14 protein-coding genes are annotated in these 16,278 nt (G+C 37.4%); 10 read left to right on the top strand and 4 right to left on the bottom strand.

Annotated features, from left to right (window positions below; genetic code table 11):
* The first annotated feature begins 189 nt into the window (after positions 1-189).
* Together H1R81_RS22240 and H1R81_RS22235 are read left to right on the top strand one after the other, a co-directional pair.
* A complete protein-coding gene (locus H1R81_RS22240) occupies positions 190-1,473 on the top strand; it encodes a Gfo/Idh/MocA family protein (protein ID WP_181842954.1) in 1,284 nt (427 codons plus the stop codon).
* Positions 1,474-1,815: 342 nt separating this feature from the next.
* On the top strand, positions 1,816-3,066 hold the full coding sequence (locus tag H1R81_RS22235) for an ectonucleotide pyrophosphatase/phosphodiesterase (RefSeq protein ID WP_181842953.1): 1,251 nt from the start codon (positions 1,816-1,818) through the stop codon (positions 3,064-3,066).
* Between the two features lie 168 nt (positions 3,067-3,234).
* On the opposite strand, the gene H1R81_RS22230 is transcribed toward H1R81_RS22235, so the two are convergent.
* From H1R81_RS22230 to H1R81_RS22215, 4 genes are all read right to left on the bottom strand, one after another.
* Complete coding sequence (locus tag H1R81_RS22230; RefSeq protein WP_409013569.1) at positions 3,235-4,758, bottom strand: malate:quinone oxidoreductase; 1,524 nt, start codon at positions 4,756-4,758, stop codon at positions 3,235-3,237.
* Positions 4,759-4,805: 47 nt separating this feature from the next.
* On the bottom strand, positions 4,806-7,304 hold the full coding sequence (locus H1R81_RS22225) for a DEAD/DEAH box helicase (RefSeq protein ID WP_181842951.1): 2,499 nt from the start codon (positions 7,302-7,304) through the stop codon (positions 4,806-4,808).
* Between the two features lie 100 nt (positions 7,305-7,404).
* Positions 7,405-8,862 carry a S41 family peptidase gene (locus H1R81_RS22220; RefSeq protein ID WP_181842950.1) on the bottom strand — a complete coding sequence of 486 codons (1,458 nt, stop codon included), beginning with the start codon at positions 8,860-8,862 and terminating at the stop codon, positions 7,405-7,407.
* A gap of 78 nt (positions 8,863-8,940) precedes the next feature.
* Complete coding sequence (locus tag H1R81_RS22215) at positions 8,941-10,434, bottom strand: S41 family peptidase (RefSeq protein ID WP_181842949.1); 1,494 nt, start codon at positions 10,432-10,434, stop codon at positions 8,941-8,943.
* Between the two features lie 324 nt (positions 10,435-10,758).
* Between H1R81_RS22215 and nusB the strand changes: the two genes are divergently transcribed.
* The 8 genes from nusB to H1R81_RS22175 all read left to right on the top strand — a co-directional run bounded on the left by nusB (position 10,759) and on the right by H1R81_RS22175 (position 16,244).
* Positions 10,759-11,895 carry a transcription antitermination factor NusB gene (nusB, locus tag H1R81_RS22210; protein WP_181842948.1) on the top strand — a complete coding sequence of 379 codons (1,137 nt, stop codon included), beginning with the start codon at positions 10,759-10,761 and terminating at the stop codon, positions 11,893-11,895.
* Between the two features lie 92 nt (positions 11,896-11,987).
* Complete coding sequence (locus H1R81_RS22205) at positions 11,988-12,308, top strand: YtxH domain-containing protein (protein WP_181842947.1); 321 nt, start codon at positions 11,988-11,990, stop codon at positions 12,306-12,308.
* A 28-nt stretch (positions 12,309-12,336) separates the two neighbouring features.
* Complete coding sequence (locus H1R81_RS22200; RefSeq protein ID WP_181842946.1) at positions 12,337-12,828, top strand: DUF1573 domain-containing protein; 492 nt, start codon at positions 12,337-12,339, stop codon at positions 12,826-12,828.
* Positions 12,829-12,858: 30 nt separating this feature from the next.
* Positions 12,859-13,137 (top strand): preprotein translocase subunit YajC, encoded by a 279-nt coding sequence (gene yajC / locus H1R81_RS22195; protein WP_181842945.1) that lies wholly within the window; start codon positions 12,859-12,861, stop codon positions 13,135-13,137.
* A gap of 56 nt (positions 13,138-13,193) precedes the next feature.
* Positions 13,194-13,847: a hypothetical protein gene (locus H1R81_RS22190; protein WP_181842944.1), complete on the top strand. Its 654-nt coding sequence runs from the start codon at positions 13,194-13,196 to the stop codon at positions 13,845-13,847.
* 125 nt (positions 13,848-13,972) lie between these two features.
* Complete coding sequence (locus H1R81_RS22185) at positions 13,973-14,278, top strand: DUF721 domain-containing protein (protein ID WP_181842943.1); 306 nt, start codon at positions 13,973-13,975, stop codon at positions 14,276-14,278.
* Between the two features lie 85 nt (positions 14,279-14,363).
* Entirely contained in the window at positions 14,364-15,323 is a 960-nt protein-coding gene (locus H1R81_RS22180; protein WP_181842942.1) for an ion channel, read from the top strand.
* Positions 15,324-15,338: 15 nt separating this feature from the next.
* Complete coding sequence (locus H1R81_RS22175) at positions 15,339-16,244, top strand: LD-carboxypeptidase (protein ID WP_181842941.1); 906 nt, start codon at positions 15,339-15,341, stop codon at positions 16,242-16,244.
* Positions 16,245-16,278 lie beyond the last annotated feature (34 nt).

Raw genomic sequence — 16,278 nt, 5'->3', positions numbered from 1 at the left:
ATTGATCCGAATACTAAAAAATAAGATTATTTATACATTTATTTTGAAGAATATCTGACAGATTATCAGATTAGTTCTTGATTTTGCAGGCACATTTTTCGTAATCATACATGATTCCAAGTATTTTTTTTAAATTGTATCCGTATTCTTTTATCTAAATATTCACTCCTACACTATTTATATTTTACAATGAAAAGCACACTCAATCGTCGTGATTTTATCCGACAAAGTAGTTTTGCCGCATTAGGTCTCACAATGCTTCCGGGCATGGTGCGTAAAGTAGCTCCCAGCGACCGCCTTAGGGTGGCACATATTGGTTTGGGAGGCATGGGTAATAACCACCTGAACTGGTTTGCCTCCTTGCCTGAAGTAGAAGTAGTTGCTTTATGTGATCTTGATTCAGAACATCTGAATTCCAGCCTGAAAAATCTCCAGAAGAAGCAGCCAGATACCAAGGCACAGCTCTATTCAGATTTTCGTCACATTCTTGACCGTAAGGATGTAGATGCTATTACCTGTGCCACCCCTGACCATTGGCATGCTCAGGTTGCCATTATGGCCTTTCAGGCAGGGAAAGACGTATATGGTGAAAAACCCTTGTCTTACGATGTAAGAGAAGGGCAGCAGATGCTGAAAGCTATGAAAAAGCATGACCGTATTTTTCAGTTAGGAACACAGATTCATGCCGGCGATAATTATCATAGAGTAGTAGAACTGATTAAAGGAGGGGCTATTGGTAAAGTGCATACCGTGAGGCTTTGGAAAACGGGCTTCCCTCCTGTATTAGGGCCTGCTAACTATCAGACCCCTCCTGCTTCTCTTAACTGGGATATGTGGTTAGGGCCAGCACCTTATCATCAATATAGCCCTGAGCGTTGCCATTTTACATATAGGTATTTTCTGGATTATTCCGGAGGTGTTTTTCAGGATTTCTGGTGTCATATTGCAGATGTGGTATGGTGGGCAATAGAGCCGAAAGGTCTGACTACCATCAAAGCTAAAGGGGAGGCTCCTGAAGGTATTGGAGATGCCCCTAAATGGATTGATATTGATTACCAGTTTGATGGCTTAAAGCTGCACTGGACTTCTCAACCGCCCAATATACCAGGTGCCGATAAAAAAGGTATCGGAGCTTATTTTGAAGGAGATAAAGGGACATTAATGTGCGATTATGGCTCTTGCGAACTAATCATTAATGGTGTTGCCATGAAGGATGTTCCTGAGATTCCTGTTTCCATTGCTCGTTCACCAGGGCATCAGCAAAACTTTGTTACAGCGGTGAAAAACCGTACGCAACCTGAATCAAACCTCGAGTATGCCCGCATGATGACCATGCCAATGCATTTAGGGTTAATCTCTTATAGATTAGGACGCGAATTACACTGGAATGCACGGAAAGAGAAATTCAGACATGATAAAGAGGCCAATGCTTTACTTTCGAGAGAATACCGCAAAGAGTGGGATTTGGCTTAATTGAAAGACAAAATTGGTTAATTGGAAGATAGATACGGCATATTGAAATTGGGGAAGAAAATTCATGAAAGAATTTTTAACAATTTGATATTAGTTAAGGTTGTAGAAATACATTAATTTACTTTAGTATTACTAAATAATTAAAGATATGGCAAAGGATAAGCCTGCAAAAGAAGCGAAAAAGGAGTCAACGAAAACGTTGAAAGAAAAACGCGCTGCCAAGGAAGAAAAACGCAATAGTAAGCGAGACTAACGTTATTTCTGCCTTTTATTTGTAAGCGCATCTTAAATTTTTTAAGATGCGCTTAATTTTTAAATGTTTTACCATCAACAACTAACTGTATGTCGCCATTATTAAGATATGTATTTGCGTGCCTCTTATTGTTTTTTTTTAATTTCTCTGCTTTTAGTCAGTCTAAAGAAGTACCCTATATAGTAATGGTTTCCTTTGATGGATTCCGGCACGATTATGTACAGAAATATAATCCAAAGCACATTAAAAAATTCATTAAAAAAGGGTCTGCGGCTACTAAAATGTTTCCGTCATATCCAAGTAAAACTTTTCCGAATCACTATACCTTAGTTACGGGTTTGTATCCTGCGCATCACGGGTTGGTCGATAATACTTTTTATGATGTAAACAGGGATACCTTCTATTCTATTAGGCAAAGAGATAAGGTCGAAGACCCATATTATTACGGAGGTATACCTATTTGGCAGCTTGTACAACAGAATGGTATGAAAGCAGCTTCTTATTTCTGGGTAGGTTCTGAAGCTCCTGTTGGAGGCACTCACCCAACATATTATCACATATATGATGAGAAGGTGTCCAATAAAAAAAGAGTACAAGGGGTATTCGACTGGCTGAATCTGCCTGAACCTCAGCGCCCACACCTGATTACTGTCTATTTCTCAATGGTAGACACTCAAGGCCATGAATATGGGCCTGATGCTTCTGAAACAAAAGCTGCTGTAATGGAAGCTGATAGCCTCGTAGGGATGTTGATGAAAGGCTTAAAGAAAATCGATTTACCTGTAAATGTTATTCTGACCTCAGACCATGGTATGTATGAGATGAAAAATGAAGCAGATAAATTTATTTATATAGAAGATTTATTAGAGGGCTTGAATAAAAATGACTTTGTTTTCGTAAATAGTGGTACACACGCTAATATTTTTCTCAAAAACAAAACCATAGAAGAAAGTGTGCAGCAAAGCATTGCAACCAGACAAAACCATTTCAAAGTTTATAAAAAAGCAGATATTCCTCAGAATCTTCATTATAATGATCACCCCCGTATCGGAGATTTAACACTCATCGCAGAGGCAGGGTACAGTTTTTATTCAAGAGAAAGCCTGGCAAAACGGCCTATGACTAAAAACGTATGGGGGGCACACGGTTTCGATCCATATACTACCCCTGAAATGGGAGCTATCTTCTACGCCAAAGGCCCGAATGTTAAAAAAAGAAAAACAATTCCTGAATTTCAGAATATACATGTCTATCCTTTTGTAGCTTCACTCTTAGGAATACCTGTGCCACCAAACATTGATGGTGACGTGAAAGTCTTGCAGGGGATAATTAAGAAATGAGTAAGCTAATAATTAATAGTTTAAACTGCTATTCTGAACTCTGATTAGCCTGATTTGAGAGTTGCACGGGTTTTAATAAATTATTCTAAGTAATCAATTAGAATCAGCCAAATCAGGTCAAATTATTTAAAGCAGAGTTTAAGGCAATTATTCAATCACGAAATAGACTCATGCGAATGCCATTTCCCTCAAATGTAATACCTCTGTTGTTCTGGCGCGAGTCCTCTTGGCCAATGCAGCATCTTTTGCCAATGACTGTCCATACGAAGGAATCAGCCTTTTGAGTTCTTTTTGCCATGAATCAGTAGCTTCTAAGCCCGGGAAACATTTTTTTAACAGGTCAAGCATAATAGAAACAGAGGTTGATGCTCCTGGTGATGCACCGAGTAAAGTCGCTAAAGAACCATCTTGTGCATAAACTACCTCAGTGCCAAATTCTAAAATGCCACCTTCTTTTTCGTCTTTCTTTATTACCTGAACACGTTGCCCTGCATCCATGAGATCCCAATCTTCCATTTTTGCAGTGGGCATATATTCTAACAAAGCTTCCAGACGGTCTTCTGACGATTGTGTTACCTGTTCTATCAGATATTTGGTTAAAGGAATATTATGTACTCCGGCGGAAATCAAAGGCCATATATTGCTCCATTTAATAGATTGAGGTAAATCCATATAAGACCCATGTTTCAGAAATTTAGTTGAAAACCCTGCATAAGGCCCAAAAAGCAATGCTTTTTTGCCATCAATCATCCGGGTATCCAAATGCGGAACCGACATAGGAGGGGAGCCAACGCTCGCTTTACCATAAACTTTAGCGCAATGTTGCTCTACCAAATCTGGCTTGTTACATACCAGCCATTTGCCACTTATCGGAAACCCACCATAACCTCTGCCCTCAGGAATATCGGATTTTTCGAGTAATGGGAGAGATCCGCCACCTGCGCCGATAAACACAAATTTTGAGGTATAGATATGAGTCTTTCCAGTATCTGAATTTTTTATTTCCAATTGCCAGTCACCATTGTCCAGTCGTCTGATGTCTTCTACTTCATGGTGTAATTTCAGTTCAACACCATCGGCATTTTCTAAATAAGAGAACATGGAACGAGACAAAGCTCCAAAGTTAACATCCGTGCCTATATCCATACATGTAGCTGCTAATTTCTCACTTCTGTTACGACCTTCCATAATCAAAGGCATCCAATTGGCTATATTATCATAATCATCAGCAAACTCCATATCGCTGAAAAGGTGATGCTTCTTTAATGCATCGTAACGTTTGTGTAAGTATTTGGTGTTTATATCTCCCCATACAAAACTCATATGTGGAATCCGGCGAAGTGTAGTTGTTGGATCTGCGATGATACCTTCCTGCACCAAAGTCGCCCAAAACTCTTTCGAAACTTCAAACGAAGCCGCAATCTTTACAGCTTTATCAATATTAATACTTCCGTCTTCCATTTCAGGGGTATAATTCAATTCACAAAAAGCCGAATGACCCGTTCCGGCATTATTCCATGCTTCCGATGATTCAGCAGTTACCCTATCCATACGCTCAAATATTTTTATTTGCCAGCTTGGTTCAAGTTTTTTCAGAAAAGTACCCAGAGTAGCACTCATAATTCCTGCACCTATCAGTATTACATCGTTTGTATTGTTTTTCTCTTTCATTTTTAATTCTTTTTGTTGAATGAAACAAGTGTGTCAGTAATGAGATACCAATGAGTAAGATATGCCTTTTATTGTTTCATAAATGCCCCAAATAAAGTACTTAATGCCTGTACTGCATTGTTAATTACTTCTTCGTTTTCAATTGGAATCTTCAGATAAACCTTGCCAGAATCATCTTTTTGCATGATACTTTCAATTAATTCCTTTGTCGCTTCAGGATTTTTTAAGGTCTTGCCTAATTGTGCAAAAAAATTAATGCCATTATGTATTAATTCCTGAGGCGGTGCATCTGTACTTGCTCCGCTACCAGAAGGTTGATTCGTTTCCTTTACATCATCATCTCCCATAAATGTGGTAGCAGCCTCAGGCTTATCTACCAAAAGTTCATCAGGCAATTCATATTTAATAGTTTCCTCTTCACTTTCAGATGAATCTATCGTTTCAGTGGTAGCTACTTCTTGCGGTACCAGATTTTCAACCGAATCCATAAACTGTCTGAACTGGTCCTCTCCCACAAAAATAGTGTCTTCACCGCCATCTAAAACACCTTTTGCCATAGCACCTTTAAACCGTAAAACGTCAAGCATTCTTTCTTCGATAGTACCTGAAGATATAAGATTGATAATAGAAACATTTTTCTCTTGCCCCAACCGGTAAATGCGGGCAATACGCTGTTCTAAAACAGCCGGATTCCAGGGAATATCTAAATTAATCAGTAAAGAAGCATTCTGTAAATTCAATCCAACCCCTCCTGCATCAGTTGAAAGAAATACCTTACTCTCCGGGTTATTCTGAAAGTTCTCTAATAAATCTTTTCTCTTAATACTTTCTACTCCCCCATACAGATATTCAAATTTAATTTGCTTTTGTTCTAATTCGTGTGCTACCAGCCGAGTCATGCGTTCCCATTGGCTGAAAATCACCACTTTTTCATCAGAGGTTTCAAATACTTCATCTAAAATATTCATCACCTCATCAATTTTTGTATCATATCTTGTTTTCTGGTCAAGAATATAGGTACTATCGCATACCATTCGCATTTGGCTTAATGCCAATACCAGTCGCTTGCGGTCAGTTTCGTTCAGAAAACCAAATCTTCTCCATTTGTTTACTATTTTTGCTACGTTGTCACCAAATTCATCATGAATTCTCATTTGTTGAGGTGTCATAGGCACAAACAGATTTTTATCCATTCGCTTAGGCAATTCTGACAGAACCTCTTTTTTAGTTCTGCGAATCAGAACATCTCTCAGATTCTCCGCAATTCTGTTCAGATTCTTGTATCCTATTACCTGCCCCGAATCGTCGGTAATCTGATGCTCATTCAGGAATCTGTACATCGGCCCCAACCGATACACATCAATAAACTGCATGATAGAATACAATTCCTCTAATTTATTTTCTAAAGGTGTGCCTGTCAGTACGATAGAGTAAGGTGTAACAATCCGCTTAATTTGTTGGGAAACCTTGGTTTTCCAGTTTTTGATACGCTGGGCTTCATCTAAAATCACCAGATCTGGTTCCATCCGGTTAAGCCAGTCTAAATCATGTGTCATGGTATGATAACTTACAACCACATAAAAAGCATCACTTCGCCAGTATCTGTCTTTCCGTTTTTGTAAACTACCTTCAATTACATAGACACTGCTATCAGTAAACTTCTCAATTTCGGCCTTCCATTGGTATTTGAGCGAAGTAGGGCAAACAATCAATACCCGATGAATACCCAATTCACGCTTATAGAGTTCGGCTGTAGCAATGGCTTGCAGGGTTTTGCCAAGACCCATTTCATCAGCAATCAGGCTTTTTCCGGCTAAGGCTGCAAAAAACACCCCTTTTCGCTGATAAGGGAATAGGGTGGCTTTAATTAAATCATCAAAATACTTATCGTTTTCGCCATCAGGCATAATACGCCATAAATAATCTCTCCGACGAATTTTATCCCGCTCTGCTATCACAAGATCGAGAGCATCAGGATAACATCTGAAAGAGTTACTTAAAGCCGCTGCTTTTTCTAAAAATAATTCAAAAACGCCAAATGAAGCTTCTTTCAAAGTATTCTCGGCATTAAAATATGTTTGGGCCAACCCTTCAAATTCTTCTTTTTTATTAGAGCCTATGCGTATTTTTATTTCCCGACCTTGCCTGTAGTCCACATATACAGAGGTATAATGAGGATGAAAACCACCTTTCATGGCTGTTTTAAAACCTTTTCTTTGGCTTAAGTGGTGCTTTACAGCACTAATGTGTTTGCATACGCCAAGCCGATTGGTTTTAAAATCGAAACACTCACAGAAATTCTGACTATCGTCGGCACTTCTGATAGCTACTTTATACGTATTGTTAGTTTGTGTATTGGTTACCTGAAAATCAGAGAAAAACTCCTGACTCCCAAGATTCAGAATCCTGAACTCATGTTCGTTATCTTCACCGAATTGCTTTCGTAGTACTATCTGCCATTGGTCAAGTGTAAGGTTTTCAGGCTTTCGGTAATAAGATATTTTCTTTGGATTTTCTACCTTAGTTTTTTTTGCAGCTTTGCTTTTGGAGGATTTTGTTATTGCCATTTTTAAAGAAAGTGTCTAAAAAGTCCCCGAAGTTACAATTTTTCATGATTCGAAAATTTGTAACATTATTATAATATTTGTTGCAGAAGATATTTATTATCTATCTCATATGGGAGTCCTTGCTTGCCCGAATCATCCCGACAGTAAAATCTATGACGCTTGTATTATTTCTGAGTAACTCTTCATAATTACGGTTTACTTCATAATCCAAATCCAGAAAAAAACCTTTATTTGCTTGATTTGGTAATCGGTGTACGATTTTATAAAGAGGTGTATGAATAATGTATTTGGTATGAGGTAGTTTGAAATCAATCCATGTTCCGGCAAAACTACCCCAACTGGCACCACCAACCTGCTGGCCTATGAATGCCTGCCCGATACCAAGGTCTTTGGCTACATTTAGAGTAAAAGTAGTGGCCGAATAACAACCCGGATCTGTTAAAAAATAGGTTTTACCCTTATAAGACAAATCTTTAACTGGTTTTTGATTATTACCGTTTTTATTTACCCTATACATAAATTCACCCTTTCGTTTCGGGAAAAACATCCAGAATATAAGTGGCGGGCTGATATAATAAGGCTTGGCAAGAGCAAAATAAGCACTTTTTTTAAAAGCAACAGTATCAATAATTGTAAAGGGCTTAGGAGAAAGGTATTTAAGTAATCTTGATATATTTGGAACATACCCCCCTCCATTGGCTCTGAAATCGATAATCAGATGCTCAACCCCTTTTTCTCTGATGGTTTTAAAACTATTATGGAGTGCTCTTCTAAACTTATGCTGATCAAAATCAAGAGGATTACCTGTCATACTGAAAGTAGTAATATCCAGTACAGCAATATGATTAAGACTATCCACTATTTTTACAGATAAATTGGGCCTCTTAAAAGCCTTATAACGTTTTTCAGAAATTTTGTTAATTTGACCATTAGTCAGGCAAGCTAATTTTTTTCTGAGCACAACGTTGCCATCAGGCAAGCGATAAGTAATGCTTACCGAGTCAATTTCGCCATACTCTCTTAAATAATAATTTGGGAATAAACCAGTGGTATAATATTCTTTTGTTGCTTCATTCCCCTTATCGCTTGATACAAATATTTTCAGTTTGCTGATGAGATCGTCAATAGGTTCGTTATTTACTCTGAAAATCTCTGAACCTCTTACAATGGTTGAATCTTGAGAAGTATTGAGGCTTATATAATAGCTGTCGCCAATCTTTCGCAGATAAAACGGCACATATTTTACATTTTTGTGATTAAAACGATTGGCATCAAATCTTATACCGGTATGCCCATCTTCTACGGCTGTTACTAAATGAGCTAATACTTTATAGGCTTCTAAATAACTAAGAGGTTGGGTAAGACTATTATAGAGCGAATCATAGAGTTTTTCGTAAACCTCTTTACTTTTGTAATAGTACATGCCGGGGTGTAGTTTTTCAAATTTCCGCTTCAGTACTGCCATATCTTCTCTGACTTCTTCTACTGAAAATGTTTGTTTCTGGGCATGGCTGTACAAGCTGATAAACGAGAAGAACAGAATGAGCAGTTTTTTCATTAAACAAAACCTCTATAAAATAAATTAATCAGAAAGATAAACCCCTCTGTGAATATTCAATTAACGAAAAAAAGCAGATTATCTGATTTTAATGTTTTTCTTAATCAGATCCAAAGTGAATTTCAGAACTGTATCCTCGTTGTTAAGGAAGTCGTCAAGATTAGCACTAACTTCAAAATCAGGCTGTAAAATAGGCTTATTATACTTTTTGGCATCAACATTATACAATATTCTGCCTAAAGGCAACGAAATTTCTAAAGAAGTATTAGGCAATTGAATGGTTGAAAACTGCGCAGCTGAACAGCCATCATAGGCTCCTCCACAACTCATACCTACATAAGTACCTACACCCATATTATGAAGTTTGGATACCAGCAAGGCAGCCGCTGAAAAAGTACCGCCGTTCATCAATACATATACATTCTTGTTAAACCTGAACTCATCGTGCGGACGTTGCTTTTGGGCATATTTACTTTCAAGGAAACCATCCTGATTTCTGACTGAAAACTCTGTGTTCAGTCTTGATGCCGCTTCTTTGGCATAGCCGCCATCATATTTTTTATAATCCTGTTTCAAACGCTGTAAGCTTTCATCACGAAACCCCAATCGGTAAGCGTCAAATGGCTGATTGGTAAAATATCTAAGCAAAAAGATAGAATACTCCAATAGACCACCAGAATTACCCCTCAGATCAAGAATCAGGTTTTCGATTTTATTTTCCTGTAACTTTCTGAAAATTTTCTTGGTTTCGCCTTCAAAATTTCCTCTGCTCATGTTATTGAAATCATACATGAAAGAGCGTACATCAACCATAGCTACTTTTTTTGTTGAATCAATAACTCTGTAAGAAACCATCCCTGTAGTATCTTCATCAACGTCAGGGTATCGTGTTTCTAACATCTTCTCCATAAAATACGTATCTTTGGCATCTATTTTAGTGGTTCTGAGTTTTTCTTGCCCTTGTTTACGGTAACTAATAGCGAAGGTCTCCTGCTCGCCTTTCCATAAATAATACAATTTCCTGAATTCCCTGATAGCATAATATTTACGGGCATTTGGATTAATGCCGTCACCATTATAATAAGATTTTTTCTCTAAACTCTCAATAACCTTTTTAACGGGTTGTCCGTCAATCTCAGTTATTTCTGTGCCACGTGTAATCTTTTTATCAGCCGAATAGTTTCTCGATACCAATAACTGGTCATTAATTAAGCGCACACTAAACGGAAAATATTTAGGTCTTTCGGAAGACGAAGCACTTTTTCCTAATAATCGACGGTCAAGCATCATGTGTGTATGTCCACAGCCAATAGCCTGAACCATAGGTAAAAGCGCAAAATAAGCCTCACGGAGCGTTAATCGGCTTTTTATGGTTCCCGCAATAGAATCATGTAAAGCCTCATATTTTTCTTTAGAAATATATTTGAAAGGATCAGGGTGATATTTTTCTATTTCACTCTTCAGAGAGCTCAGATCTTCCTTAATTTGCTCGCCCGAATAAGATTGGGCAAAAGCAAATACGCTAATGAATAAGAGTAAGGTTGTCAGGATATAAGTAAAAGTTCTTTTCATCGCAGGCTAATTTTCGTCATTCAAATTTAATAAAAAATTTGATTTTTTCAAGCACCTGTCCTACAGTCATTCGTCCAGAAAGCTATCATTTATCAATTTTGGTGAATGTTGAATTATAATGAAATTTCAGACAAAATATTATATAATTGGTCTATTATTTCTCCTGGATAAATTCACAGCAAAATTTGTGCTGAATTGGGTCAGAAATCTGACTTTTATGAATGAGATAAAATTAGTAAACTACAAATTCAGATAATGGGTTTTAGGCAGTCTCCTTATTTTTTATTAATTTTGCAGCTTAATAAAATCGTTCTTTGAACGCCCATGCTTAACAGACGCCTCATACGGATTCGTGCGATGCAAGCCTTGTATGCTTATAAACAAGCTGAGGGTGCGAATTTCCAGTTATCATTAGACCTCATTGCAAATGATTTTGCTCCAGATTTGAATTCAATGGAATTTCAGGACCGTGAGAAATTAGAGGGATACAAAAAATTAGGACAACAATTGCTTCAGGAAGCCTTTTCTCGTCAGCAGGATGATGATTTCAGTGCTCCGCAGGAAGTGAAAATGTCAGTAGAAAAAGCCAAAGATTTTTTTCTGCTTAAAAACAAAAAAGATTTTGATCACTATGCCGGTAGAATGATATTAGAGGCCGAAAGGGTTCATGATTTTTACTTACAGATCTTATTACTCTTTATTGAGCTGGCCAACCGTGCCGAAGCCGATGAAAGAGATGCTTCTCAATCGAAACTGTCTGACAATCAGATTATTAAAAAACTTCGTCAGGAAAGACTCTTAGAAACCCAAGCTATTCGTCGTAATGTCAACTGGAGTACCGAGCAGGTACTGGTCGCCAAATTATATCGCGAAGTACTGCGCAATAATACGCATTATACCGAATATTGTGCAAAAAAGAATCATACTTTAGAAGAAGACTTCTCGTTTTTAAAATACCTGCTTAAAAATGTTATCCTGAAAAATGAATTGACTTGGGAGTATTTCGAAAAGCAGGATTTGTACTGGATTGATGATATTGAAACCCTGCGTGCTGCAGTCACTCATACGTTTCAGTCATTCGTCGAAGATGGCAAATTTAAAATTACTCTTTTAGATGAGGAATGGGAGGATAGAAAAGATTTTTTACAAACTTTGTATCGTAAAAGTATTTTAGAAGAAAAGGATTTGGAAGAGATTCTGATTCCGAAACTGAAAAACTGGGAAATTGAGCGGATTTCAGAAACAGATCAGATATTATTGAAAATGGCGTTGATTGAGTTGTTGAACTACCCGAGTATTCCGATTAAAGTTACAATTAACGAAATCATCGAAATAGCAAAAGATTACAGCACTCCCAAAAGCGGGCAGTTTGTGAATGGTATCCTTGACAGCCTTTCAAAAGAATTGAAAGAATCGGGTAAGATTCGCAAAAGCGGAAGGGGAATGTTAGACAATAAATAAATTGAATACTTCTGGGCACTATCTTATTGTTAGTCCTGGACAGAATTAAATTATTATCCATTATTAACTATCCCAACCGGGACACGGGTATTATGAGCAATTCATCAAGAACATTTATTTCATTTTTAGTTGGTGTGGCCACAGGAGCCGCTTTAGGTGTTTTATATGCACCTGATAAAGGAGAAATCACTCGTGATAAACTATCCTACCGTTTGTCGAGGTATCGTGAGCAATTACAGAAATTTATCAATGACTTGATTGAAAGAGGTGACGAAGTAGCGATGGAAGTAGTAGGTGGCGATAGCTCAGCTAAAGCAGAAGGACAAAAAGTAGTGAGCGAGGCTCGTCAGAAAGCCGAGAAATTATTAGAAGATGTTGAGTCTTTGATGAGTCAGATAAAAGCAAAAAACTAATCAGACGTACAAAGTTAACCGTAAAATAATGAAAAAAGTATTATTGGCCTTATTTACAACTGTAATTTTGGGTAGTCTGAATTTTTCATGTAATCTTATTGATTCAAAGGGAAACATGAGTAGTGCAGACTCATTGGCTATTGCTGAAAACGCCCCTAAAATTGAGTTTGACCATGAAAGTTTTGATTTTGGCACATTAACAGAAGGCGATATAAAAGAACACGAATTTGTATTTAAAAATGTAGGTAAGAGCCCCCTACAGATATTGAATGTACAGGTACAATGTGGTTGCACTGTAGCCTCAAAGCCTGAAACCCCGGTTGGAATCGGGCAGAAAGACAAGATTGTTGTGCGTTTTAATAGTTTAGGAAAGGTCGGTGTAAATAAAAAGTTTGTAACCATTTATTCCAATGCTGTTCCACCACAGACCGTCCTGTCATTTACCGCAGAGGTATTAGCAAAACAGACTGCTGATTCTGCGCAAGCCATATTGGATAAGGCAAAAAAAGTATTGAAATAACCCCACTAATAAAGATAAAAACAATTTAAAATGGTACTCTTACAAGCACAAGGCGGAAACGGAATGTTTTCGATAATAATGATGGTCGGCATGATTGCAGTATTCTATTTTTTTATGATACGTCCGCAACAGAAAAAAGCTTCAGACCAGAAAAAAATGGTAGAAGAATTAAAAGAAGGCGATGAAGTAGTAACATTCGGAGGAATGCACGGTAAAATAGTATCAAAAGATGAAACAACCGTTACAATTTCGGCAGGCGGTGGTGCAAGGTTGACTTTTGAGAAAACATCAATTGCAAGAAAGAAATAAGATTCACAAGTTAGATTCTGAGTGAACCAGGTGCTGTATAAGTGCCTTATAATTGTATGAATTTTAAAACATTAATCTTGTGTTTTTTAGCAGCCGGTATATTCTGGTTGCTGAATGCCCTGAATAAGCCGGGCTATACAACCAAGATAAATTATCCTATCGAGGTAATATACGACGATTCACGCTATATGCCGGTTACCCCCTTGCCCAAAACAATCAAGGTAAGTTTGTCAAGTACAGGGTGGAATTTATTAAAAGATAATTTTTCTTTCAATGCGTCTCCATTGTTATACGAGGTTGAAAACCCAGACAGCGAAAAACAATTAAGTACTACAGTTTTAATAGAAAAACTTTCAGCAAAACTGAAAGACTCTAAAATAAACTACATTGTTGCAGATACTTTTGCCTTAAATTTTGAGAGAAAATATATCAGGAAAATAACCCTAAAGGTGGATAGCCTTGGGGTAGATTTAGAGAAGAACTTTGTAATAGCGAGCCTGATTAATGTAACTCCTTCAGAGCTAATTATAGAGGGGCCTGCTTCAGCTTTAAAAGAGTATCAGGATACGTTTTATTTGAAGATACCGGCAAAAAATTTAGCTGTCAATTTTGACGACCAGATTGCAATTCCTTTTCCGAAAAACCCATTGGTAAAAATTAGTGCCGAAAGGGTTTCAGTAAGTTTTGAGGTAGCTGAGTTGTTAAAATAGTACAAACATTCAGCTATTTCGTTTGTTATATTGATAAATTTATATGATTTTAGCTACAAAATGAACCAACAATTCTTCATTTTGTAGCTGTTTTCATCATTTTACAATTATCCAGTCATTGACCGATGCCATCAGAAACCGCTCGTCGTTCCCAGGCTACGCCTTTAAAAGATGCCATCGAAGCATTTCTGAAGACTTTTAACCTTAAATCGAAATTCAATGAGACCTACCTTGAAGCTTTCTGGGAGCGTATGATGGGGAAAATCATTGCTTCACGCACAAAAGAAATCTACGTAAAAAACCGGGTATTATACCTTCGGATAGATTCTTCTCCTCTACGTCAGGAATTATTTATGGCAAAAACCAAATTAATAGACCTTGTCAACAAAGATGTAGGGGAATCCGTAATTGACGATGTTATTTTTTTATAAGCTCTTGCTAAACCTTTTTTAGAGACTATTTTGTTAAATTGCTAAAAACAATTAGCAACCACCCTAAGAAAAAGTCTTTATACTTATGAGCAAAAAAAATGTACTTGTCGAAAATGAAAGTAATCGTCAGGATTTAGGATTTGGCACAAAACTGACCGACCGCCGGAAAAGACTTCTCAAACAAGACGGACAATTTAATATTAAACGTAAAGGTCAATCATTTGAGGCATGGTTGAATATCTATAATAGGTTTATCATGATGCGGTGGGGTACTTTTTTCCTTATTGTATTGATGGTTTACCTTTTGCTCAATTTTCTTTTTGCTATTACCTACTATATAATAGGGGTAGAGCACCTGGTAGGGGTGAATATGACGAGTGTACATTCACAATTCTGGGATGCATTCTTTTTTAGTGCACAATCACTTACTACAGTTGGTTATGGTCGTATTTCTCCTGATGGATTTGCTGCCAGTTGGGTTTCGAGCCTTGAATCGTTAGTGGGATTAATGATGTTTGCAATTGTAACAGGATTACTGTATGGCCGTTTTTCAAAACCAAATCCGCGTATTTTATTCAGTACCAATGCCCTGATTGCACCCTACCTGAATATCAATGCGTTTATGTTCAGAATGGTAAACGAAAGAAGTAATCAACTCATTAATATGGAAGTAAGCCTGGTATTTTCAAAGATTGAAGAGAGAAATGGTGTTCTGAACAGAAGGTATTATGGGTTGAAGTTGGAAAGATCAAAGGTCAACTTCTTCCCGACAGACTGGACAATCGTTCACCCACTTACCGAAGATAGTCCGATGTATAATGAAACGCCTGAATCATTGGCCACCAGTGATGCAGAATTTATGATTGCTATTCAAGGCGTTGATGATACCTTTGCAGATGCGGTTCATGTACGGCATTCCTATAAAACAGAAGAAATTGTTTGGGGTGCAAAATTTACACCTATGATTGAAGAAGATGGTGATGAAACCTATATATTAGATTTAAAGAAAGTAGGTAATTACAGGTCTGCCAACTTGAATTATTAAACAAAACAAACTGATTTGGAATCATTAATTGCCCCACAAGCCTTACAAAAAGGTGATAAAGTAGCCATAGTGGCCTTAGCCAGTAAACTCAACCCTGACGGTATTCAGCCAGCCATTCAGTTAATGAAAGATAATTGGGGCTTAGAAGTAATAATTGGAGAGTCAGTTAGTGCCTCTTATTATGGATTTGCGGGAACAGACAAAATTCGCACGCAAGATTTTCAGAAAATGCTGGATGATTCCTCTGTTAAAGCAATTTTTTCAGCTCGTGGGGGTTACGGTAGTTCAAGGATTATCGACAACATAGATTTTACAGTATTTCGGCAAAGCCCTAAATGGGTTGTTGGTTTTTCTGATATTACCGCAGTCCATAGTCATATTCAGTCTTTGGGTTTTCAAAGTTTGCATGCACCTATGCCTAAGACATTTATGAAAGACAATTACTCGCTTGAAACCCTGCATGCTTTTCTTTTTGGTGAGAATAAGAAGTATGAGGTAAGCGGTGATGAATTGGATAGAATCGGTGTAACACAAGGGCAAATAATAGGAGGGAATCTGTGTCTATTGGCTCATCTGGTGGGTTCACAATCAGATATTAACTGGGATGATAAAATTCTGTTTATTGAAGATATAGGCGAATATTTGTATAACATCGACCGCATGATGGTTCAGTTAAAACGGGTCGGTAAACTCCGAAACCTACAAGGATTAATTGTTGGTTCGTTTACGGATAGCAAAGAAAATGATGAACCTTTCGGGAAAACAGCCTATGAAATTATTGCAGAACACGTTTCAGAGTACAACTATCCGGTCTGTTTTGGATTCCCGACCGGACATGATAACGCTAATTGGGCAATACCATGTGGAAGAGTAGCCAATTTAAAAGTAAACACCTCTAAAACTGTTCTGACGTTTCAGTAAATAATCAGCTAAATTACCTATATTGTACCCGATA

This window comes from Emticicia sp. BO119 (assembly GCF_013912375.1).
GTDB lineage: Bacteria > Bacteroidota > Bacteroidia > Cytophagales > Spirosomataceae > Emticicia.
The sequence above is the reverse complement of the archived record's forward strand: the minus strand, read 5'-3'. Positions and strand labels throughout refer to the sequence as shown.